The 23,208-nt window shown below is 37.1% G+C and carries 23 protein-coding genes and 1 other annotated feature; all 23 genes read left to right on the forward strand.

Annotated features, from left to right (window positions below; translation table 11 throughout):
• Nucleotides 1-43 precede the first annotated feature (43 nt).
• The 23 genes from murF to pyrR all read left to right on the forward strand — a co-directional run bounded on the left by murF (nt 44) and on the right by pyrR (nt 23,118).
• The gene (murF, locus tag EZV73_RS21900) at nt 44-1,423 is read left to right on the forward strand and encodes a UDP-N-acetylmuramoyl-tripeptide--D-alanyl-D-alanine ligase (RefSeq protein WP_240842578.1); all 1,380 of its coding nucleotides are present in this window, start codon (nt 44-46) and stop codon (nt 1,421-1,423) included.
• Nucleotides 1,404-2,381: a phospho-N-acetylmuramoyl-pentapeptide-transferase gene (mraY, locus tag EZV73_RS21905; RefSeq protein WP_240842579.1), complete on the forward strand. Its 978-nt coding sequence runs from the start codon at nt 1,404-1,406 to the stop codon at nt 2,379-2,381. The genes murF and mraY overlap by 20 nt, the downstream gene beginning before the upstream one ends.
• Nucleotides 2,381-3,691: a UDP-N-acetylmuramoyl-L-alanine--D-glutamate ligase gene (gene murD, locus EZV73_RS21910; RefSeq protein WP_240842580.1), complete on the forward strand. Its 1,311-nt coding sequence runs from the start codon at nt 2,381-2,383 to the stop codon at nt 3,689-3,691. Before mraY ends, murD begins: the two co-directional genes overlap by 1 nt.
• Nucleotides 3,673-4,785 carry an FtsW/RodA/SpoVE family cell cycle protein gene (locus EZV73_RS21915; protein ID WP_240842581.1) on the forward strand — a complete coding sequence of 371 codons (1,113 nt, stop codon included), beginning with the start codon at nt 3,673-3,675 and terminating at the stop codon, nt 4,783-4,785. Before murD ends, EZV73_RS21915 begins: the two co-directional genes overlap by 19 nt.
• Nucleotides 4,786-4,795: 10 nt before the next feature.
• Nucleotides 4,796-5,893 carry an undecaprenyldiphospho-muramoylpentapeptide beta-N-acetylglucosaminyltransferase gene (gene murG / locus EZV73_RS21920; protein ID WP_240842582.1) on the forward strand — a complete coding sequence of 366 codons (1,098 nt, stop codon included), beginning with the start codon at nt 4,796-4,798 and terminating at the stop codon, nt 5,891-5,893.
• Nucleotides 5,893-6,621: a cell division protein FtsQ/DivIB gene (locus EZV73_RS21925; RefSeq protein WP_240842583.1), complete on the forward strand. Its 729-nt coding sequence runs from the start codon at nt 5,893-5,895 to the stop codon at nt 6,619-6,621. The genes murG and EZV73_RS21925 overlap by 1 nt, the downstream gene beginning before the upstream one ends.
• 2 nt (nt 6,622-6,623) lie before the next feature.
• On the forward strand, nt 6,624-7,340 hold the full coding sequence (locus tag EZV73_RS21930; RefSeq protein WP_240842584.1) for a DUF881 domain-containing protein: 717 nt from the start codon (nt 6,624-6,626) through the stop codon (nt 7,338-7,340).
• A 1-nt stretch (nt 7,341) separates the two neighbouring features.
• On the forward strand, nt 7,342-8,061 hold the full coding sequence (locus tag EZV73_RS21935) for a DUF881 domain-containing protein (RefSeq protein WP_240842585.1): 720 nt from the start codon (nt 7,342-7,344) through the stop codon (nt 8,059-8,061).
• The gene (locus EZV73_RS21940) at nt 8,061-8,414 is read left to right on the forward strand and encodes a small basic family protein (RefSeq protein ID WP_240842586.1); all 354 of its coding nucleotides are present in this window, start codon (nt 8,061-8,063) and stop codon (nt 8,412-8,414) included. Before EZV73_RS21935 ends, EZV73_RS21940 begins: the two co-directional genes overlap by 1 nt.
• Before the next feature lie 176 nt (nt 8,415-8,590).
• Entirely contained in the window at nt 8,591-9,706 is a 1,116-nt protein-coding gene (gene ftsZ, locus EZV73_RS21945; protein ID WP_240842587.1) for a cell division protein FtsZ, read from the forward strand.
• Between the two features lie 12 nt (nt 9,707-9,718).
• Nucleotides 9,719-10,183, forward strand: coding sequence for a transcriptional regulator NrdR (gene nrdR, locus EZV73_RS21950; protein ID WP_240842588.1), 465 nt, complete (start codon nt 9,719-9,721; stop codon nt 10,181-10,183).
• Between the two features lie 103 nt (nt 10,184-10,286).
• Complete coding sequence (locus tag EZV73_RS21955; protein WP_240842589.1) at nt 10,287-11,606, forward strand: DUF512 domain-containing protein; 1,320 nt, start codon at nt 10,287-10,289, stop codon at nt 11,604-11,606.
• A 2-nt stretch (nt 11,607-11,608) separates the two neighbouring features.
• On the forward strand, nt 11,609-12,934 hold the full coding sequence (gene der, locus EZV73_RS21960) for a ribosome biogenesis GTPase Der (protein ID WP_240842590.1): 1,326 nt from the start codon (nt 11,609-11,611) through the stop codon (nt 12,932-12,934).
• Nucleotides 12,935-13,095: 161 nt separating this feature from the next.
• On the forward strand, nt 13,096-14,115 hold the full coding sequence (locus EZV73_RS21965) for an NAD(P)H-dependent glycerol-3-phosphate dehydrogenase (protein ID WP_240842591.1): 1,020 nt from the start codon (nt 13,096-13,098) through the stop codon (nt 14,113-14,115).
• A gap of 3 nt (nt 14,116-14,118) precedes the next feature.
• Complete coding sequence (locus EZV73_RS21970) at nt 14,119-15,345, forward strand: HlyD family efflux transporter periplasmic adaptor subunit (protein WP_240842592.1); 1,227 nt, start codon at nt 14,119-14,121, stop codon at nt 15,343-15,345.
• Nucleotides 15,346-15,353: 8 nt separating this feature from the next.
• Nucleotides 15,354-16,046 carry a YggS family pyridoxal phosphate-dependent enzyme gene (locus EZV73_RS21975; protein WP_240842593.1) on the forward strand — a complete coding sequence of 231 codons (693 nt, stop codon included), beginning with the start codon at nt 15,354-15,356 and terminating at the stop codon, nt 16,044-16,046.
• A gap of 9 nt (nt 16,047-16,055) precedes the next feature.
• Nucleotides 16,056-16,541, forward strand: coding sequence for a cell division protein SepF (locus EZV73_RS21980; protein ID WP_240842594.1), 486 nt, complete (start codon nt 16,056-16,058; stop codon nt 16,539-16,541).
• Between the two features lies 1 nt (nt 16,542).
• Nucleotides 16,543-16,806, forward strand: coding sequence for a YggT family protein (locus EZV73_RS21985; RefSeq protein WP_240842595.1), 264 nt, complete (start codon nt 16,543-16,545; stop codon nt 16,804-16,806).
• Complete coding sequence (locus tag EZV73_RS21990) at nt 16,806-17,591, forward strand: RNA-binding protein (protein ID WP_240842596.1); 786 nt, start codon at nt 16,806-16,808, stop codon at nt 17,589-17,591. Before EZV73_RS21985 ends, EZV73_RS21990 begins: the two co-directional genes overlap by 1 nt.
• A gap of 10 nt (nt 17,592-17,601) precedes the next feature.
• Nucleotides 17,602-18,123 (forward strand): DivIVA domain-containing protein, encoded by a 522-nt coding sequence (locus EZV73_RS21995; protein ID WP_240842597.1) that lies wholly within the window; start codon nt 17,602-17,604, stop codon nt 18,121-18,123.
• 67 nt (nt 18,124-18,190) lie between these two features.
• Nucleotides 18,191-18,391 (forward strand) — a binding site (T-box leader).
• Nucleotides 18,392-18,463: 72 nt separating this feature from the next.
• A complete protein-coding gene (gene ileS / locus EZV73_RS22000; RefSeq protein ID WP_240842598.1) occupies nt 18,464-21,559 on the forward strand; it encodes an isoleucine--tRNA ligase in 3,096 nt (1,031 codons plus the stop codon).
• A gap of 97 nt (nt 21,560-21,656) precedes the next feature.
• Nucleotides 21,657-22,586 (forward strand): RluA family pseudouridine synthase, encoded by a 930-nt coding sequence (locus EZV73_RS22005; RefSeq protein WP_240842599.1) that lies wholly within the window; start codon nt 21,657-21,659, stop codon nt 22,584-22,586.
• A complete protein-coding gene (gene pyrR / locus EZV73_RS22010; protein WP_240842600.1) occupies nt 22,576-23,118 on the forward strand; it encodes a bifunctional pyr operon transcriptional regulator/uracil phosphoribosyltransferase PyrR in 543 nt (180 codons plus the stop codon). The genes EZV73_RS22005 and pyrR overlap by 11 nt, the downstream gene beginning before the upstream one ends.
• Nucleotides 23,119-23,208 lie beyond the last annotated feature (90 nt).

The following is a 23,208-nucleotide window of genomic DNA, read 5'->3' on the forward strand; positions in this document are numbered from 1 at the left end:
ATCAATATATGTTATAATAAGTGATGGATTTGAGAGGATGATTATGATAGAAATTAATTTAAATGAAATGCTAAAGATAACAGAAGGCGTACTCATTAACCCTTCTGTTAATATTCTTTTTAATAGAATAGAAATAGACTCAAGAAAAGTTGATCCAAAGGCTTATTTCATGCCTATTCTAGGTGAAGTCCATGATGGCCATAAGTTTATCTTAAATGCCTTTGAAGCTGGTGTTCAGATTGCTTTCTGTGAAAGAGCTTATTATTATGCCAACCAGGAGGCTTTAAAGGATCTGACTTTAATACTTGTAGACAACACAACCAAAACACTCCATAGGATCTCTAAGTATATCCTTGAAAAAACAGGGGTTCAGACCATTGGCATCACAGGAAGTGTTGGCAAGACGTCTACAAAAGAATTTGTTTACCATGTACTTAAAAATAAGTACTCTGTACATAAAAACAAGGGTAACTTTAACAACCATATCGGTATGCCTTTGACCATTTTTGATTTGACTATGGAGCATGAACTTGCTGTACTAGAGATGGGGATGAACCACTTTAAGGAAATAGAGGTCTTAGCTGAAATTGCAAGACCTCATGTAGCTGTGGTCACAAACATCGGTACATCTCATATCGGTATTTTAGGATCTAGAGAAAATATTTTCCAAGCGAAAATGGAGATAACCTCTTACTTAAGAGATGAGGATACACTGATCATTCATGAAGAGGATAACTTCTTAAAGCGCATTGGTTCTACTTCTTTTAAGACTCTTAGAATTGGATCTGATATGACAATCAGTCGAGTTTTAATGAAAGAAGACGGCTGCTTTACTTACGATTTTAATTATAAGGGCTGTCATCCAGTTGAACTGAATGTACTTGGCAAACACAATATCATCAACTCAGCGCTTGCCATAGCTGTTGGAATTGAAATGGGCGTTGAAGTGTCTGATGCTTGCAAGTTGGTATCTGATTTTGTGGAGACCAATAAACGTCTTGAGATTTTACAAGGTAAAAAAGGGTCGAGCATCATTTCGGACTGTTACAATGCAAGTCAGGAATCTATGATTTCTGCAATTGATGTCCTTAACAACTATGAGGGTAAGACCATTGCTATCTTAGGTGATGTCTTGGAACTCGGTGACTTTTCTAAGATTTCTCATGAGGCCGTGGGAGAGTATCTTGCAGCACATCCAATGGATATGCTGATGACATTTGGTAAAGATAGTGAATATATAAAATTAAAAGCAGAATCATTGGGTTATGATCATGCCTATCATTTTAGTGATATAGATGCGCTTTATGAATTTATAGACAAGCATCTAGATAGTTCAACCATACTGGTAAAGGGTTCGTTTGGTATGGGTATGTCACGTATTGTAGATTTTTTAGGAGGAAAGCATGAGAATAATCTTAGCTAGTATGGGCCTTATTGCCCTGATTACGTATATCCTTAGTGTCCTACTTGGACCTATGATCATAGAGTATTTTAAAAGACTGTCTGTTAGACAGGTCGTAAGAGAAGAAGGCCTTGAGTCTCACCATAAAAAGACTGGTACACCTACCATGGGTGGATTTATCTTCTTGGTGCCGGCTATATTAATGACACTTGTCAGTGCCTTCTTTTTAGAGGCAGTCACACCAGAGTTGATTGCAGCCATACTGGCAACCATCCTATTTGGCGCAGTTGGTTTTATCGATGATTACAGAAAAGTTATAAGAAAACACAATGAAGGTTTAAAATCTAGAGAAAAATTAATAGGTCAGTTGATGATTGCTTTACCACTGGCATTGTTTGCAACATACTTAAATCCAGAACTATGGATTCCCTTTACAAACATCTATTGGGATCTTGGTTGGTTAAAAGCATTTGTTGTTTTATTTGTTGTTATTGCTACAACCAATGCTGTCAACCTAACAGATGGAGTAGATGGTTTATCAAGTTCAGTAACTGTACTTGTTATGGCTTTCTTTGTTTTTGTAGGTATTAAGTTTGATATGCAGTTTGCTGCAATATTTGCAGCATCATTAATAGGTGGTTTGGTAGGTTTTATCTTCTTTAACAGATATCCAGCCAAAATCTTTATGGGTGATATCGGTTCACTTGCATTAGGTGGAGCAGTGGTATCGCTGGCCATCTTTACAAATACCTTACTTTTGATTCCTATTGTAGGTGTGATCTATTTTGCTGAAACCTTGTCTGTTACCATACAAGTCTTGTATTTTAAGAAGACAGGTAAGCGTGTCTTTAAGATGTCGCCCCTTCATCATCACTATGAGTTAAGTGGTTGGCATGAAACAAAGATAGTAAGAAACTTTTCACTCGTAACACTTGTAGGTGTTGTTTTAGGTATGCTTAGCTTGATAGGGAGAATGTAATGTTTAAGGATAAAAAAATAATTGTTGTAGGCATGGCGCGTTCTGGTATTTCGGCTGCAAAGGCTTTGATTGAAGCAGGTGCTGATGTAACGGTTAACGATTCAAAAGCTGATATAGAAATTGATTTTGAAGTTAAAAAAGACCTTGGTGGACCACCATCGTCTTTAGACTATGACATCATGGTTTTAAGTCCTGGTGTACCCACTGATTTGCCATTTGTTTTAGAGGCAAAATCTAAGATGAAAGTTATCGGTGCTTTAGAAGTGGGTTACCTTTTATCAAAAGGTCGCTTCTACGGTATCACAGGAACCAACGGTAAAACGACGACTACTACTTTGACTTATGAGATTTTCAAAGCAGGAGAATGCGATGCTTATGCTGTAGGTAACATTGGTAATTCAGTTGCATCAGTTGCTTTAGAAACGACTGAAAAGAGTCATCTGATAACAGAGGTTTCGTCTTTTCAGTTAGAATCAATCGATCAGTTTAAAGTACACATTGCAGCCATCTTAAATTTTGCACCTGATCACTTGAACAGACATAAGACCATGGAAAACTATATAGACAGCAAGTGTCGTATAGCTGAAAATCAAACATCCGATGATTATCTGCTTCTCAACTACGACAACGAAGGCACAAGAGACTTAGATACGAGTCGCTTTAAGTCTAAAGTCATTTATTTTTCTAAGTCACCTTTAAAGGAAGGTTTCTACATTGAAGATGACCATATTGTAGCTGATTTTAATGGTAAGATTAAACTCTTGCCTTTATCCCTTATACATGTGCCAGGTGACCATAACTTAGAAAACATTTTAGCAGCTATAGGGATTGCCTATCTGGCGGGGGTTTCAACTGAAGCCATGCATAAGGCCATTGATGCTTTTAGAGGTGTTGCCCACCGTATAGAATATGTAGGTACTCATCAAGGCATTAAATGTTACAACGATTCAAAAGGAACAAACCCTGATTCTTCTATAGTTGCTGTAAAGGCCATGACATCACCAACGCTTCTAATAGCTGGTGGTATGGACAAGGGCAGTGAGTTTGATGAGTTTGTGTCTTATTTTAAACATGTGAAATCATTGATTTTATTAGGTGAAACCAAGGAAAAAATAGCTGAAGCAGCGAAGAAGACTGGTTTTGATAAAATTATTTTTGTAGAGACTATGGACCAAGCTGTAGAAAAAGCTTTTGAGATAGGCGACAGGGGTGATATTTTATTATTATCACCAGCATGCGCGAGCTGGGATATGTATCCTAGTTTTGAAGTGAGAGGTGAACATTTCAAGTCATGTCTAGAGAAGTATTAAAGAAAAAAGATACAATTGACTATGCACTGCTTTTGATTACCATAGCCATTACATTCTTTGGCATCTATATGGTTTTAAGTGCGACATACTACAACAGTATGTTCGATGAATCTAACAGTCCTCTGACCAGTTTTTTGTCAGACTTCAGAAAATTATTCATAGCGTTGGGGGCACTTGTTTTCTTTATCTTCTTTAAGGTAAAAATCATCAAGAAGCTGTCACCTGCAATTATGATGGGTTCCATTCTTTTACTCCTTTTGACTAAAATAATTGGTCCTAATCTTAATGGTGCCAACCGATGGTTGATGATAGGTTCCTTTTCATTTGCAACCGCTGAGTTTGCAAAACTGGCATCAATCCTGTATTTTGCTAAGATACTTGAGAATTTCACTTCTAGTGATAGAAAGTATCAAAATGCATGGATCAATATACTCCTATTTGGGGGTGTCAGTGCTTTCTTAATTGTTATTCAGCCTGACTTGTCTTCAGCCATTATATATTGCTTGATATTGGGTGTAATGATGTTCACAGCCGGTGCTAAGTTCAGACATTTGGTAGTCCTTGTTTTAATAGGTGCCATGCTGATAGGTGTGGCCATTATTTCAACGCCATATCGTTTGGAAAGAATCACAGGTCTAGGGTCAGAACATACCGATTTGACTGGTGATGAAGCACAGGCCAATCAGGCCCTTATGTCTATAGCAGAAGGTGAGGTTTTTGGTGTTGGTGCTGGTAGGGCATTTCAAACTAAGAATGCCATGAGCCAGGCGGAAAGTGATTTTATCTTTGCAACAGTTGCAGAGACAACAGGATTTTTCGGCTGCGTCCTTTTGATAACAGGCTATATGTTTATGTTATGGCGTATTTTCAGGGCGTCGCTCTTAACGGAATCCAGGTATGCATCCCTTGTAATGACTGGGGTGGGGACTATGATTGGTGTCCAAGCCTTGATTCATATGCTGGTAAATGTTAAGTTATTTCCAGTAACAGGTGTGACTTTACCCCTCGTTTCTTCAGGTGGTACGTCTATACTTATATTATTGTCATCTTTGGGGATTGTCTTAAACTTAAGCGCCCATCCAGATGGTGTTTAGAAAGGTGAAAATGAGAGTATTAATAACAGGTGGTGGTACAGGTGGACATGTTTATCCAGCTCTATCAATCGCTGATGAATTAAAAAAGAAGTACAATAAAATAGATATCTTATTTGTAGGTACAAACAGGGGCTTAGAAGCGGACGTTGTACCTAAGGCGGGTTATGATTTTAAGACCGTTGAAGTGAAAGGTTTTAGAAGAAAACTGAGCTTAGATACACTTAAAACCTTCGGTGTTATGTTTAAAGGTTACCACCAGGCTGGTAAGATCATCAAGCAGTTTAAGCCTGATATCATTGTTGGAACGGGTGGCTATGTGGCCGGTCCTGTTATGATGCAGGGGGTTATGCGAGGTATTAAGACCCTTGTTCATGAACAAAATGCTATTCCTGGTGTTACGGTAAAAATTTTAAGTAGATTTGTAAATAAGGTAGTCCTTTCTTATGAAGAAAGTGAAACATACTTTAAAAAGAAAGACCATTTAGAAGTGGCAGGTAATCCTGTTAGAAATGCTTTTTCTAATTTAGATAAGGAAATCTGTCGAAAAAAACTTCAAATTGACAAACCTTGTTTGTTTTCAGTTGGCGGTTCAGGTGGTGCTATGTGCATCAATGATGCAGCTATGGAAGTTATAGAAAAGTACAATGGTAAGGATGTTCAAGTCATCCATGTAACGGGTAAGAGATACTACGATGAGTTTATGGAGAAATTATCTTCTAAGGGTCTTGTATTAGAAGACAATATCAAAGTGATGAAGTATGTCTATAACATGCCGGAGTACATGGTGGCTGCAGATTTAATGATTTCAAGATCAGGTGCTCTATCTTTATCTGAGATTGCCCTGGTAGGTATTCCATCAATTTTAATACCTTCACCTAATGTGGCGCATAACCATCAAGAACATAATGCAAAAGTTTATGAAAAACACGGTGCTGCAATCATGTTAAAGGAATCGGATATTAAAGAGAATACCATCTATCAAATTGTAGAGGAACACCTCTTTAATAAAGATCATTTAGAAACCATGTCAATCAATGCAAAGGGCCTTGCTAAGCCTTATGCAACTAAGGAAATTGTAGATTCGATAAGGAATTTGGTGAATATGTAATGAGAAGAAAAACCCATTATGTCAGAAACTTCTTTGTTTTAATATTAATTGGCGTACTCGTTTATATGGGCTACTATGTCTATGAGAAGACAGATGTATTTATAATAAAAGACATCAGTGTTATGGGGAATATGAGGATTACAGAAGATGAGCTTAAAGACTACCTTTTAACAGATGAACTGCATTTCTTTAAGTTGAACCAATATGAACTGGATGAAAAACTTTTAGCCTATCCAAAAGTGAAAACTGGCGTTATAAAAAAAGTCTTTCCTGACCGGTTAGAGATTGTTGTCGACGAGCGTATGCCTGTAGTGGCCCTTGAATGGTCAGAACAGTATCTCTTGGTTGATGAGGAACTGGTTGTTGTGGAAGTTGCTTCTTCAACAAGTGGTTATTATCCAATCCATGGTTATAAGTTTGAAAACTTTAACATAGGATGTGAAATCAAAGACAATCATCGTTATATATTAGAAAATGCTATGTTTTTAGCCTTTATGATTATGAATTACGATGCTTTAGAGCAACCTGCTATCACCATAGAAGAAAACAAGATTTTTCTTTCTGTCAATGACAACTTAAGAGTTGAGTTCGGTGATGGTGATAACATGGAAGAGCGTTTTAATAAGATGGTTGGTGTTTATGAAAAACTACAGGAGGATGGTATATACTCCGGTGTTATCAAGGTTTTTCATGATGGCTATCCGACATTCGATCCATTTGAGGAGTAGATATGAAGATAAAGAATCAAATTGCAATAGGCATCGTCTGTGTGGCCCTTGGTATTATTTTAGCCTTACAGTATAAGATTTTCCAAGATTCGCTTGCTGGCGGTGATTCCCTATTTAAAAAGCAAACAGATCTTACCAATGAACTTTTTATTTTAAAAGAAGAAAAACAACAGCTTTTGGTAGAATTAGACGCTGCACGAACAACCCTTCTTGAAATAGAGGAGTCAGCTTCTAAAGACAATGCCATTATTAAGAATTTAACAGATACCATAAGAGAGTATGAAATACTAGCTGGTATGACCGATGTATCTGGACAAGGAATTGTTGTTACCATAGACAATCCACCTGCAGATCAAAACACAACCGATATCAGTGTGGTGAACTATTACGATGAAGTTTTAAAGCTTGTCAATGACTTAAATGCTGCTGGTGCAGAAGCGATTTCTATTAATGAGCAAAGAGTCATAGCCATCTCTGAAATCAGGGCAGCTGGTAATTCGATTAATGTCAACTTTGTCCCTCAAACGACACCACTGGTGATTAAGGCCATAGGCAAAAAAGATGCCTTAGAGGGTGCCTTAACTTTTAGATATGGACAGGTAACAAGATTAAGAGAAGCCAATCTTTTAGTAGATGTAAAGGTCCTAGATGAAGTCATTATCCCAAGATACCATGGCCTTATTAATTTTGAGTATGTAGAGACTATAAAGGGTGAATAAGATGAAATTGTTTGATAAAAGACTCTTTATCTTATTTATGATGTTTGGTCTTCTATTAACTGTTCAGGTGCGTGTCCTTTCTAAGGGTGTCAAGCATGTGGGGGTAGTCAACCTGCAGGAAACGGTAAAGGCTGTAGAGAAAGAGCGGGCAGAAGTTGAGCAGCTCAAGCAGTCTATTGCCCAGTTTAATGAACAGATAGAACTCTACAATCGTCAGGTTGATGATACGGATGTTGTGGTGCAACTTGAAAAAAGGCGGCAAGATTTAGAAAAGTTTGTCAACATAACAGATGTAGAAGGACCGGGTGTTATTGTGATCATCGATGATGCGGATAGAGAACTCATTCAAGGTGAGTCAGGCAACAATGTCCTTGTGCACGATCAAGACATCAACATCATTGTAGATGAACTCAGACAAGCAGGTGCAGAAGCAATTTCAATCAATGATACAAGAATTGTTTATCTGTCGACTGAGATTATCTGTGTTGGACCTACAGTAAAGATAAATGGTGAACAAATGTCTGCGCCTTATGTCATTAAGGCCATAGGCAATAGAAAATATCTAGAAGCAGCCATAACTGCCCCGTCTTCTTATGCAGACTTTTTATCAGATTATGGGCTCTTTGTAGATGTTAATACAAGTATTTCTGTTAGGATTGATAAATATAACGGTGATCTAAGATCGGGTTATATGAGATATTATGAAGAAGGTGGTCAATAATGATTGGTGCAATTGTTGGTTTGTTGGTTGGCTTTGGTATAGGCCTATACGTGCCTTTAACCATAGCCGGAGGGTATTCTCTCTATCTGTCAGTTGGTATACTGGCAGCCATTGACTCTGTAATAGGTGCTATTAGGGCCAATATTGAAGAACAGTTCGATTCGGCAATATTCTTATCGGGCTTTATTTTAAACTCTCTTATTGCAATGTCTTTAGCATATGCAGGTGACCTTTTAGGTATTCCGTTATACTACGCTGCAATCTTTGCCTTTGGTATGAGACTTTTCAACAACTTGGCAAGAATCAGACGTGATATGATAGAGAAGTTTAGATCTTCTAGACACAATATGTAGCCGTTAGTTTTTGCTAACCTACTAGATATATTGAAAAATGTCAATAAAATTATGAAAATGCCATAACATTATAAATCTTTTATGGTATAATGAAAAAAATAGGTAAAAGAGTGGCTTTTTACGCAAAAAAAGCTATTGAAAATATAGACTGGGGATTATAAAAGGAGGCAATTAGTTTGTTTGAATATGATATCGAAACGGAACAATTTGCAAAGATAAAAGTTGTTGGTGTAGGTGGCGGCGGTAACAACGCTGTGAATCGTATGATTGAATCTAAATTACAAGGTGTTGAGTTTATTTCTGTGAACACGGATAAGCAATCACTTTTTACATCGAAGGCTGAATATAAAATTCAAATTGGTGAGAAATTAACAAGAGGTCTTGGCGCTGGTGCTAACCCTGAAGTGGGTTCTAAGGCTGCTGAAGAGTCTAGAGACGATATATATCAAGCCCTTCAAGGTGCTGATATGGTTTTCGTTACTGCTGGTATGGGCGGTGGTACTGGTACAGGTGCTGCACCAATCGTTGCTCAAATTGCAAAAGAAATGGGTATTTTAACAGTTGCTGTTGTCACAAAGCCATTTAGCTTTGAAGGCAAGAGAAGAATGAAAAATGCCATTTCAGGTATAGAAGCATTAAGAAATAAAGTGGATACTTTGGTAACTATTCCAAACGACCGTTTATTACAAATCGCTGAAAAGAAAACAACTATGATTGAGGCATTCCAAATTGCCGATTCAGTTTTATTACAAGGTGTACAGGGTATTTCAGACCTGATCGCCATCCCAGGCCTTATCAACCTTGACTTTGCTGATGTTAAAACAATTATGTTTGAAAGAGGCTTGGCGCATATGGGTATTGGTACAGCGGCTGGTGACAACAACATCATCGATGCTGTTAAGACAGCTATTACATCACCACTTTTAGAAACAACTGTTGGTGGCGCTACTGGTGTTTTATTAAATGTAACTGGTGCAGATATTGGTGTATTAGAAGTTAATGAAGCTGCTGAACTTATTAGAGAAATTGCAGATCCAGAAGCCAACATCATCTTCGGTGCTGCCTTAGATGAAAAAATGGCTGGTGAAGTTAGAGTAACAGTTATTGCAACAGGTTTTGACAATGACGATGTTCTTTATTCTAAGTTGCCACAAGTAGAGCAGAAAAAAGAAGCAGAAGTAGAAGTTAAGAAACCAGTAGAAGAAGTTAAAGAAGAAGTCGTAGAACAAGTAGAGAAGACAGAAGATGAGAGTGACTTTGACATTCCGACTTTCTTAAGGAAGAAACGTTAAAGGAGGCAATTTATGAAATGTCCTTATTGTGAGTTTGATGAATCAAAAGTAATTGATTCTAGACCAACAGATGAAGGTCATGTGATTCGTCGTCGCCGTGAGTGTACCAAGTGTAAAAACCGCTTCACCACTTATGAGAAGATTGAAGAAATACCATTGATCGTTGTTAAGAAAGATGGCACACGTGAGTCTTACAATAGGCCGAAACTTATCAATGGACTGATCAGAGCTTGTGAAAAACGTCCGGTTTCTATCGAAATGATTGAAAGGATGATTGACGAAGTTGAACGTTCATTACATAACGATTTGGAAAGAGAAATTCCTTCTAAGAGAATAGGGGAATTGATCATGGAAAAATTGAAGTTGCTAGATGAGGTGGCATATGTACGTTTTGCCAGTGTTTATCGTCAGTTTAAAGATTTAAATACCTTTGTTGATGAACTTACAAAGTTATTAGATGAAAAGAAAATCAAGTAGCCATCACTAAACCATTTTGTGATGGTTTTCTTTTTATTAGACATTCTTTTCCTTGACGAATACATGATATCCTAGTATCATTGAAATGTTGAAGAGGTGACTTATGGAAAAAAATTATTCAATTAAAGATAAAAATAAGATTATTTTAATAGAGAAAGACTCCATTGCTGAAGAGCTGGGTCTTGAAATTGGTGATAGAGTCACTAAAATCAATGGTAAAGATGTGGATGATATCATTGATTACTTCTATTTATTAGCGGACGAATATGTAGAAGTAGAAGTAGAGAAAGTAAATGGCGAAGTTTGGCTTTTAGAAATTGATAAGGACTACTACGAAGAGCTGGGGGTTGAGTTTGAAAATCCAATTATGGATAAGGCCAACCACTGTTCTAACAACTGTGTTTTTTGCTTTATCGATCAGAACCCTAAGGGCATGCGTGAGACGCTTTACTTTAAAGATGATGATTCAAGACTGTCATTTTTACAAGGTAACTTCGTAACTTTAACCAACATGAAACAAAGAGATTTGGAGCGTGTTGTAGAATATAGAATCAGTCCCTTAAATGTTTCCATTCATGCAACCAATCCTGATGTGAGAAGAAGGATGCTTAACAACCGCTTTGCAGGTGATGTATTAGATCGTTTAAAATACTTAACTGAGCATGATATAGAAATTAATGGACAGATTGTTTTATGCCCAGGTTACAATGATGGCCCTGTTTTAGAAGAAACTTTAAGAGATTTATATGCTTTAGGTTCTCTTCATAGTGTAGCCATTGTACCAGTGGGTATTACTAAATACAGAGATGGCTTAGCACCGCTTACCATTTTCGATTCCAAGATGGCAAAAGAAACCATTGAACAGGTTGAAAAACTTCAAGAAGTCTTTTTAGAAACTGGCTCAAGATTCGCCTTTTTATCAGACGAGTTTTACATCTTGGCTGAAAAAGAATTTCCATCTTATGAAGCCTATGAAGGTTTCATACAGATAGAAAATGGTGTTGGTCTTATGAAGAAGTTTGAGTATGAGCTTGAACAAGCTTTAAAAGGTGATTATGACTTGACAGACTTGCCGTCGTCGACTATTTTAACGGGTGCATCGGCCTTTGAATTTATCAGTGATATGGTTGCTAAGATTAAAGAAAAGTACGATGTAAATGTTGAGGTTGTTAAGGTCTTAAATGACTTCTATGGTCACACAATTACAGTCGCTGGTCTTTTGACGGCAGAAGATCTTTTAAAAGAAGCAAAAAAACATGAGTTAAATGAACAGATCATCATACCTGATGTTATGTTAAGAACTGGCGAAGCCATCTTCTTAGATAATGTCACATTAGATGAATTTGAAGAAAGAGTAGATAGAAAAGTCCAGGTCATTAAAGTTGAAGGGCAGGATTTTCTTGATCGAATATTAGGGAGGTAAACATGAAGCCGATAGTAGCAGTTGTAGGACGACCGAATGTTGGTAAATCAACGTTTTTTAATAGAATAGCCGGCAGAAGAATTTCTATTGTAGAAGATACGCCTGGCGTAACAAGAGACAGAATCTATGCTGATGTTTCTTGGTTGGATAATGAGTTTGTTATGATTGATACAGGTGGTATAGAACCTGCATCAACGGATGTAATTTTATCTCAGATGAGAGACCAAGCACAAGTTGCCATTGACACAGCAGATGTCATTGTTTTCATGGTAGATGGTCGTGTAGATTACACATCTGCAGATGAGGAAATTGCCATGATGTTAAGACGTGCTAAAAAGCCGATTATCTTAGCTGTAAACAAGATTGACAACTCAGATGTACCAGATACCATTTATGATTTTTACAATTTAGGTTTAGGTGAACCTATTCCGATTTCATCAGTAAATGCCTTAAACATCGGTGACTTATTAGATGTTATTGTTGACCACTTCAAAGACATTGAAGAGGTTGAAGAAGACGATGACATCATTAAGGTGGCTTTAATTGGTAAGCCGAATGCTGGTAAGTCAAGTCTTGTAAATTCATTTGTTGGTGAAAATAGAGTGATTGTATCCGATGTAGCGGGTACAACGCGTGACGCCATTGATACGCCATTTGAAAGACATGGTAATAAGTTTACACTTATTGATACAGCTGGTCTTAGAAGAAAGTCGAGAGTCAATGAAAACATTGAAAGATACTCAGTGCTTCGTGCTTTAGCTGCTATTGAAAGATCAGATGTCTGCGTGGTTGTAATAGATGCAACAGTTGGTGTCACTGAACAGGACAAGAAGGTTGCTGGTTATGCACATGAAGCGGGTAGAGGTATCATAGTAGCGGTAAACAAGTGGGACTTAGTTGAAAAAGACAATTATACTTACAAGGAATTTGAAAAGCTTGTAAGAGAAGAGCTTGCCTTTATGACTTATGCACCGATTATGTTTGTATCTGCCTTAACCAAGCAGCGATTAGATAAGCTTCTTGAGATGGTGATGCATGTATCCAACCAGAGAGCGCTTAGAGTTTCGACAGGTCTTCTTAATGATATCATCAATGAGGCAATTATGCTGAATCAACCACCTTCTGACAAGGGTAAACGTTTGAAGATTTACTATATGACACAATCATCGGTTAAACCACCGACATTTGTAACCTTTGTAAATGACCGTGAGCTGGCACACTTCTCTTATATGAGATATTTAGAAAACCAAATAAGAAAGAACTTTGTATTCGAGGGTACACCAATTGTTATGAAGGTGCGTCAAAAGAATTCAACTATGTTTGACTAGTAAATTAGGGATCTTTATAGGTCCCTTTTTATTTTTTCTTCATATAAGATATGACTTTTAAAATAGATATAATCATTTTCTAAAGAGTTTAGACATATGTGGAATAGGATGTTTACATATGTTATAATTTATTTGTATATCTAATAAGAAAGGTGATAAAAATGAAAGTATCTTTTATAGGTGCCGGTTCGTGGGGAACAGCTCTTTCTATAGTTGTTGCTGATAACGGTCATGAAGTTAAAATATGGGATATCAATCCTGAACATATAGAAGCTATGAAAACCACTAGAAGAAATGATAAGTATCTAGGTGGTGTGGTTATTCCAGATAATATTGAGCCGACAAGTGATATAGAATATTGTTTGGCTGGTGCAGATGTTTTAGTTATTGCTGTTGCTTCTCAGGCTTATAGGTCTGTTATGGAAAGTCATGGTGCTTACATGGATGATAAGACAATTATCGTCAATGTGGCTAAGGGTATAGAAAATGGTTCTTTGTTAAGAATTTCTGAAGTGATTGCTGAGTTTAAGCCGAACAATCCTTTTGTTTGTCTGTCAGGACCTTCTCATGCAGAAGAGGTGAGTCATAGACTTCCGACAACTTTGGTTTCTGCTTCTACATCTAAGGAAGTAGCAGAGTGTATACAAGATTTGTTTTCTACAGATTACTTAAGAGTTTATACCAACCCAGATGTGGTTGGCGTTGAACTGGGTGGTGCCCTTAAAAACATCATAGCCCTAGCAGCTGGTATTACAGATGGCATGGGTTTTGGTGACAATGCCAAAGCTGCACTTATGACAAGAGGTATCAGAGAGATTACGCGTCTTGGTATTAAACTAGGTGCTAAAGTAGATACCTTCACAGGTTTGTCTGGTGTAGGTGACTTAATTGTTACTTGTACTTCTATGCATTCTAGAAATAGACGCTGTGGTATCATGATTGGTGAGGGTTTGTCTAGAAAAGAAGCGGAAGAAAAAGTAGGCATGGTTGTAGAAGGTATTTATGCAACAAAGGCAGCTTATGATCTTTCTAAAAAGCTAGGTGTAGAAATGCCGATTGTAGATGAACTCTATGCGGTTCTATATGAAGAGGCTGACGCCAAACAAGCAGTTAAAAATCTGATGTTAAGAGCAAGAAAACATGAGATGGAAGAAGTTACAAAAGAAACCATTTGGGAGTAATGAATGGCTAAAACTAGACGGAGATCAAGGATAAAGATAAAGGGTGTTCTTAGACTGCTAGTTTTAGTGATCGCTATAGGATTTGGTATTTATTTGATCATTGATGGAAACTTTTCTAAAGAGGATCCTACCTATGTGCTGGAATATGATGAAATTGATATTAGACAGTCTTTTAAAGCAATAGTTGTTAGAAAAGAACATGTCTTGAAATCTTCTAGTTCAGGTACATTGGTTCAAATTGCAGATGATGGTGAAAAAGTTAAACGTGGTCAGAGGATCATGGACATAACCAAAAGCGCAGAAGAAGAAGTTGAGGGTTTGGTTGCTTCTGTCGTGAATGAAACTGAAATTACCAGGTACAATTTAGAACAGATAGATGGTGAAATTACTGAACTGAAAAAAGAGATTGCTGATTTAATCCATAAAAAAGATTATGATGCTGTTGGTTCTTTATCCTTGGAACTTGAAGCCAAGATAGAGAGGCGTCGTATGATGGAAGATGGGGCATTAGAAGAAACATACAACGAAACCGAAGTTGGCGGTGGTGAACTGGCTGTTGGCGAGTCTCAACCCATTGAAACGCCACTTGCAGGTATTTTAACATACTACGTAGATGGTTACGAGCAGGAACTGACTTATGCAGAAGTGATGCAGATTGATTTAGAAGAAATTCTCAACCTGGACATAGAAGCAAGAACTTCTGTACAAAGTGCAGTCCAGTCTGGTGATGTTCTTTGTAAGATCATCGATGATTCTTATTATTATCTGATCATCTTAGTAGAAAGAGGCGAGCAAAACTTATATGACATCAGTGAAGATCTGATTCTTGAAGTAGGCAATCAAAAGGTCTCTGGTTATATAGCAGAGATGATTCCTACCACTTCAAAGGTAGCCATTGCTATTAAAGTGGAATCTTATATAGAAGATTTTTACAAGGAAAGATTTCTTGATGTCTCAATTACACAAGATACACATAATGGTTTGATTGTTAAATCGTCATCCATTGTGACCATTGACGGTCAGGCAGGTGTTTTGGTAGTGGATAGATATAAGAATATCTCCTTTAAACCAGTTAAGATTATCGTTCGACAAGGCGATACGGTTGTTGTAAAAGAAGATGCTTTTTACGAGTTTGTTGATGGGAAAAACACCAGGATAGATACGGTGGGCTTGTCTGACAAGGTTCTTGTTAACGGAGCCAACTATCAACCGGGTGATGTAATAGATTAGAGGTTAAGATGGAGTACATTAAAAATAACTTAGATGAAGTTGAAGAGAGAATTCAGGCGGCTTGTAAGCGTGCAGGCAGGGACAGGTCGGAAGTACAATTGATTGCTGTCTCTAAAACGGTGGAAGCAGATGTGATGAACGCATCGATTGATTTTGGTGTAACAGATTTAGGTGAAAACAGGGTCCAAGAGATCAGGAGAAAATACGATGATGTTAAAGCTGCCAAATGGCATTTGATTGGTCATTTACAGACCAACAAGGTTAAATACATCATCGATAAAGTTGATTTGATTCATTCTGTCGATTCTTATAGATTGGCTGAGGAAATCAGCAAACGTGCTGAAAAGCATGATAAAATCATGTCGATACTTTTACAAGTAGATATGGCTAATGAAGCTCAGAAGTTTGGTGTAGACTCGGATGAAGTCAAGTCACTCTTAGATGAGATTTTAAAGCTTGAACATGTGAAAGTTGAAGGTCTTATGTTTATAGCACCTTTTGTTTCAGATCCAGAAGAGGTTCGAGACTATTTTAAGTCTATGAAGAATTTGTTCGATGAACTGAAGGCAAATAGACATGAGAGATTAGAATTGAAACACTTATCAATGGGCATGACAAATGATTTTGAAGTGGCTATTGAAGAAGGTGCGACTCTCCTTAGAGTAGGCACAGGTGTTTATGGAAAGAGAACATATAAATAAGGAGAGGCTATGTCTGATAACATTTGGAAAAAGATGAAATACTTCGTTATGGGTGATGAAGACGAGTATGAAGAGGATCAAGAAGTAGAAGAAGTAGTAGAAGAAAAAGATGATACTGTAACACCGATTGTAAGGAATGAGGATCGTAACATCATTACGGACTCTTATGTGAAGCCGAGGACAAATCTAGTGGATATTAAAAATAATCAAAATCAATTAAAAGTAATCGTTTATAAGCCAACTCAGTATTCAGATGCTGAGCAAATTGTAAAGAATTTAAAGTCTAAAAAGCCGGTAGTGGTGAATTTAGAAGAAGTAGAAGTAGAACTAGCTAGAAAAATATTTAACTTCTGCTCTGGTGCAATCTGTGCATTAGATGGTGAAATGAGAAAAATCTCTAAAGAAATCTTTATCTTAGCACCTAACAATGTAACTTTAGATGCAGAAAAAACAGAGAGCATAGAAGCAGATAAGACATTTGATTGGAGAAAATAATATGGCTATTATTGGTAGCGTGTTGTACACGTTTTTAAGTGTAATGATGTTCTTGATGTTTGCAAGAGCGATACTGTCGTGGTTTGTACGAGATCTATCAAACCCGATTGTAAGATTTTTATTTGAAGTAACAGAACCTATGATTTCACCGATTAGAAATTTCCTACACAAGATGGGACTTGGTGGTGGTATGATTGATTTCTCATTCATCGTAACTTACTTGATTCTAATTGTGTTACAAGAATTGGTTCGTGCAATTTTCTAATGAATAAAGAAGAGATTTTATCTAAACTGAAGATTTATGATCCTGAACAGGTTCCAAAACTTAAAAGGATCATAGATATGGCCAGTCAAGTGGATAAGTATTATGAAGAGGTGATAAGTGATTTCTTATCACCTGATTTACATCACTATGTAGAATATATTGTCCATCATTTTATGGATGTGGCTTACAGTCTAGATGGTGGTTATGACGAGGCTGAATATAAAAGACTGGCCCTTTATCCTGATTATATGACAGAGATACCTAAAATGATATGGATTGTAGACTTGGTATATGACCCTAAATACGGGACCGTAGGCCACAGAGACGTTTTGGGTGCTGTTTTAGGACTTGGCTTAAAAAGGGAAGTGATAGGCGATATCTTGTTGACAGAGGGCAGGGTTCAGATCATGACTTCTGAAAACATAGCCTCTTTTTTAACCAGTCATCTATCAAAAGTAGGCCGTGTTAATGTTAAAACGTCTATTGTAGAAAAAGACCAGATGATAGAAAAAGCTCAAGACTTTCAGATGATTTTTTCTACTGTAAAGAGCTTAAGACTCGATGCTGTTATTGCCAGTGGTTATAATATATCTCGGTCTAAGGCTGTAGACTATATCAAGGCAGACCGTGTTAAGTTAAACCACAACTATATCCAGCAAACTTCTAAAGAGCTTTCAGAAGGTGACTTGATATCTCTTAAGGGTAAGGGTAGAATTAAACTAGAAAAGGTTAATGGTCTAAGCAAAAAAGAACGCTATAAGATTCAAATAAAAAAGTATATTTAAGGGGGCAATCATGTTAACACCAAATGACATAGCAGGCAAAACATTTACCAAAGCTCTAAATGGCTACAACAAGGCTGAAGTAGATGATTATTTGGAAAAGGTTTCTGATCATTTAGAATCTGTGATTAGGGAGTTTGACTATTTAAAAACACAGATTGTAGATACGGAAAAAAAGTTAACAGATTATCAGTTACAAGAGGAATCTCTTAAAGATGCTTTATTAGTTGCTCAAATTGCAGCGTCTGATGTTAAGAAAAAAGCAGACGCAGAGGCTAAAAAGATTGTCTCTGCGGCTGAAGCTGAAGCGACTAAGGTGATGAAGATTGCTGAAGATGAAGCTTCTGAGACCAGAAGACGTGCCAAAGAGGATGCTGACAAGAACATTGAACAAGCCAAGCAGCAATACAAAGACATACTAGATGCTACTGAAGACCTTAAAAAGGGTTACATGGACTTTAAAGAAAAGTACCAGTATATTCTTAGAGAGCAAATTGATGTTTTAGACCGTTTGAATGTAGAAGAACATGAGTAATTTTGACTTTCAGAAGATTTAAAACACGGTATTGACGCTAAAAGAAATTTCAGTTATAATGCTAGTATTATATGCGTTGATGAAGAGTGGTATTAAAGATTGCCTAAAGAGAACCGGTGGTTGGTGTGAACCGGGGGTGTATTTACTATCTGATCACTTCAGAGCAGAAAGGATGAAGTCAGTAGTTCTTTCCGGTTTAATACCGTTATCATTTAATGAAGAGGCTTTATGCAACTTGGGTGGTACCGCGGAATGATTCGTCCCTTGACTTTTGTCAGGGGATTTTTTATATGCATTTCTTGATAAAATAATAAAGCGAAAGATATAAAGGAGTGAAAGTATGAAGTATAATGAACTTTCTGATAAGAAGATCTTTGAAACGGAAAAAGAGATCTCGAAATATTGGAATGATATCGATCTTCTACATCTAAGTGTAGAGGAAAGACCAGAAGAAAAGAATTTTGTTTTTTATGATGGCCCGCCAACAGCAAATGGTAAGCCAGGCATTCATCATGTTATCTCAAGAGCTTTAAAAGACTCGGTTTGTAGATACAAGACAATGAATGGATACAGAGTTAAGAGAAAAGCAGGTTGGGATACACATGGTCTACCAGTTGAGATTGAAGTAGAAAAGCGTTTAAATCTTAACAACAAGACTGAAATTGAAGATTATGGTTTAGCCAACTTCAATGACAAGTGTCGTGAATCAGTATTTGAATATGAATCTTCTTGGAGAGATATGACTGAGCGTATGGCTTATTTAATTGATTTAGATAATCCTTACATCACATTAGACAACAACTACATTGAATCTGTTTGGTGGATTTTAGACCAATTTAACAAGCAAGATTATATTTATGAAGGACATAAGATCCTACCTTACTGTACGCGTTGTGGTACGGGCCTTGCATCTCATGAGGTTGCTCAAGGTTATGAGGAAATCAAGTCTCAAACTGTTGTTGCAAAGTTTAAAAGAGTAGATGCAGATGAGTACTTCCTAGTGTGGACAACTACACCATGGACACTACCATCAAACGTTGCCTTAGCTGTACATCCTACACATGATTACTTAAGAGTTAAGCAAAATGATGAAGTTTACTATGTAGAAAAGACTTTAGCGAATGCTGTTTTAGGTGATGATTATGAAGTACTTGCTGAAATGAAGGGTACTGAGCTTGAGCATATGGAGTACGAGCAGTTGTTACCATTTGTAAAGGCTGATAGAAAAGGTTTCTATGTAACACTTGCAGACTTTGTTACTACTGAAGATGGTACAGGTATTGTCCATATCGCACCAGCATTTGGTGAGGATGACTACAATGTTGGTAGAAAGTATGACTTACCAGTATTACAACCAGTTGGTGAAGATGGTAAATTCTTCGAAACACCTTGGGCAGGTAAGTTTGTTATGGATGCTGATTTAGATATCGTTATCTATCTTGGTGAAAGAAATCAAGTTTATAAAAAAGAAAAAATGCTTCATAACTATCCACACTGTTGGAGATGTAAGACACCACTTCTTTACTATGCTAAGCCTAGCTGGTACATTGAAATGACACGTCTTAAAGAGCAATTAATTGAAAATAACAATGGTGTTAACTGGTTCCCAGACTATGTAGGTGTTAAGCGTTTCGGTAACTGGTTAGACAACTTAAATGACTGGGCTATCTCAAGATCGAGATACTGGGGTACGCCACTTCCAATTTGGAAATGTGATTGTGGCCATAAGGTTTCAGTAGGTTCTAGAGCTGAGCTGGTTGAAAAGGCTATTGAAGATATCGATGAAACGATTGATCTTCATAGACCACATGTAGATGGTGTACACTTTGAATGTGACAAGTGTGGCGGCACTATGACAAGAGTAACAGAAGTAATTGACTGCTGGTTTGACTCGGGTGCTATGCCATTTGCGCAACATCACTACCCATTTGAGAATGCAGACAAGTTTGATACATTATTCCCTGCAGACTTTATCTGTGAAGGTATTGACCAAACAAGAGGCTGGTACTATTCACTACTTGCTATCGCAACATTTGTAAAAGGTCAGTCACCTTATAAGAATGTACTGGTTAACGATTTGATCTTAGATAAGTTCGGTAAGAAGATGTCTAAGTCTAGAGGTAACGGTGTTGATCCGTTTGAGTTATTTGACAAGTACGGTGCTGATGTTATCAGATGGTACCTATACTATGTATCACCAGCTTGGACACCAACTAAGTTTGACGAAGAGGGTGTACAGGAAGTTAAATCTAAGTTCTTTGGTACACTTAAGAATGTATATAATTTCTTTGCACTTTATGCAAATACAGATGGCATTGATGTAAAAGATTTCTACGTTGAGCCTAAGGACAGACCTGAGCTTGACAGATGGGTATTATCAAAGCTTAACAATGTTATCAAGGAAGCGCGTGCTGCTATGGATGTATTTGATACAACTAAGGTAGTTAGAGCGATCCAAGAGTTTGTAAATGAAGACTTATCAAACTGGTACATCAGAAGATCTAGAAGAAGATTCTGGGATGCTGAGTTATCTGAAGATAAAAAAGCAGTATACAATACAACTTATGAAGTATTAAAGACTGTATGTGAATTAGCAGCACCATTTGCACCATACTTAACTGAAGAGATCTATAGAAACTTAACAGGTGAAAGATCTGTTCACTTAGCTATGTATCCTGAAGTGAATGAGTCATTAATTGATGAAAGAACTGAAGAGAGAATGGACTTAATCAAGTCTTTAGTAACATTAGGTAGAGCGGCAAGAGAATCTGTTAAGATTAAGGTACGTCAACCTATTGCTAATGTTATGTTAGATGGTAAGTATTCTGCTATCATTGAAGACCTTTCAGATTTAATCATGGAAGAGTTAAACGTAAAAGAAGTTAAGTTTGTTGAAAACTTAGGTGAGTACATGAACTTTACTTTAAAGCCTAACTTCAAAATGGCTGGTCCTATCTTAGGTAAGAAGGTTGGCATGTTAGGTAAGGCACTGGGTCAAATGGATGCATTTGAAACTGCTATGAAGCTAGAAGCTGGTGAGACATTAATAGTTGATCTTGGTGGCGAGAATTTTGAAATCAACAATGAACTTGTTATGGTTTCGATCTCTGCTAAAGAAGGTTTCACTGTAAGAATGGAAAACAACTTATTCATCATCTTAGATACTAACTTAAGTGAAGAACTTATTCAGGAAGGTTATGCAAGAGAAATGATTTCTAGAGTTCAGCAGTTAAGAAAGTCTCATGACTTTGAAATGATGGACAACATCAAAATTGAGTACAATTCTTCAGATGATTTCGTAAAAGCTGTAGAAGTACACAAAGCATACATCATGGAAGAAACACTTGCAAAAGAGCTTACGCTTGTAGAATCAAATGACTTTGAAACATACAAGTTAAATGGCCACGAAACAGCTCTACAAGTAACGAAGTTATAAAATTAGAGTCAGAGGTTACCTCTGACTCTTAACTTGTTTAAAGGGGGCTCTTCCATTGTATAAGGTTTTTGAGTATAATGAAAAAAATGGAGGAATCATGGAAAGAATTGAACTTATAGTAAAAGAAAACAAACGTATCGACGCGATTATTGCTTCAGAACTTGCTGATGTATCAAGATCTTATGTACAAAAGATCATTGAAGACGGCTGCGTCTATGTTAACGATAAAGAAGTGACTTCAAAGAAGTTAAAGCTTAAGGTGGATGATGTGATTGTTATCAACATGCCAGAACCGGAGAAATTAGAAGTCTTAGCAGAAGACATCCCTATAGATATTGTTTATGAAGACGATGATTTGATGATTATCAACAAGCCTGTCGGCATGGTTGTTCATCCGGCACCTGGCAACTATACAGGTACCTTGGTTAATGCCCTCATGTTTCACAGTGAGAAGCTGTCGTCAATCAACGGGGTGATAAGACCTGGTATTGTTCATAGAATTGACAAGGACACATCGGGTCTTTTGATGATCGCAAAGACAGATCAAGCACATCAGTCTCTTGCAGACCAATTGAAAGAACACAGCATTACTAGAAAGTACGTTGCCATTGTTCATGGTTGTATCTCTTCTGAAACAGGGACCGTTAAGGCGCCTATCGGCAGGAGTCCTAAAGACCGTTTGAAAATGGCTGTTAATGAAAGAAACGGTAAGGAAGCGACCACGCATTTTAGGGTGATCAAAAGGTTTAAGAATTACACATACATCGAGTGTCAGTTAGAAACAGGCAGAACCCATCAGATTAGGGTTCATATGGCTTATATCGGTCATCCTCTTTTAGGTGATCCTGTTTATGGTGTGAAAAAGCCTAAAATCAAACATGAAGGTCAACTGCTACATGCAAAGACGCTTGGATTTGTTCATCCTTCCACAGGTGAAGAGGTCTTGTTTGATTCTGAAGTGCCGGAAATATTTGAAACAATGTTTAAGAAAATCAAAGGTGTAGAAGGAGGTCCTCATGCAATTTAAAGCCCTTATTATGGATGGCAAAGCAATGGTAAGATCTATGACGAGAATATCTCATGAAATCATAGAGCATAATAAAGGTATAGACGATGTTATTATCGTTGGTATTCATTCTAGAGGTGTACCTTTAGCAGAAAAAATTGCTGAACGCATCAATGTTATAGAAGGTAAATCTGTATCAGTTGCTACCTTGGATATCACCAAATACAGAGATGATATCAGTCAGGAAGAAAAGGACCTTAAGAAGACTTTTGAATCAACATTAAAAGGTTTCGATGTGAAGAACAAACACATCGTTTTAGTAGATGATGTACTCTATACAGGTAGAACTGTTAGAGCTGCTTTAGATGCGGTTATGGATATTGGAAGACCCTTGACCATTCAGTTGGCTGTTTTAGTTGACAGAGGCCATAGAGAGCTGCCTATACGCCCTGATTATGTTGGTAAAAACGTACCGACTTCAAGTAAGGAAAGTGTCAAGGTTCACCTAAAAGATGTAGATGGTACTGATGAAGTTGTTATTTACAGTAAATAGAAAATTTATGCTTATACCCAGTGAAAACTGGGTATTTTTAATTTGGAGCGTTTTTTATCAAAAGCGACATAAATTCACGCTTTGAGGAGT

The sequence above is a fragment of the Acidaminobacter sp. JC074 genome (genome assembly GCF_022496765.1).
In the GTDB taxonomy this organism is placed as follows: Bacteria; Bacillota; Clostridia; order Peptostreptococcales; family Acidaminobacteraceae; genus JABXKX01.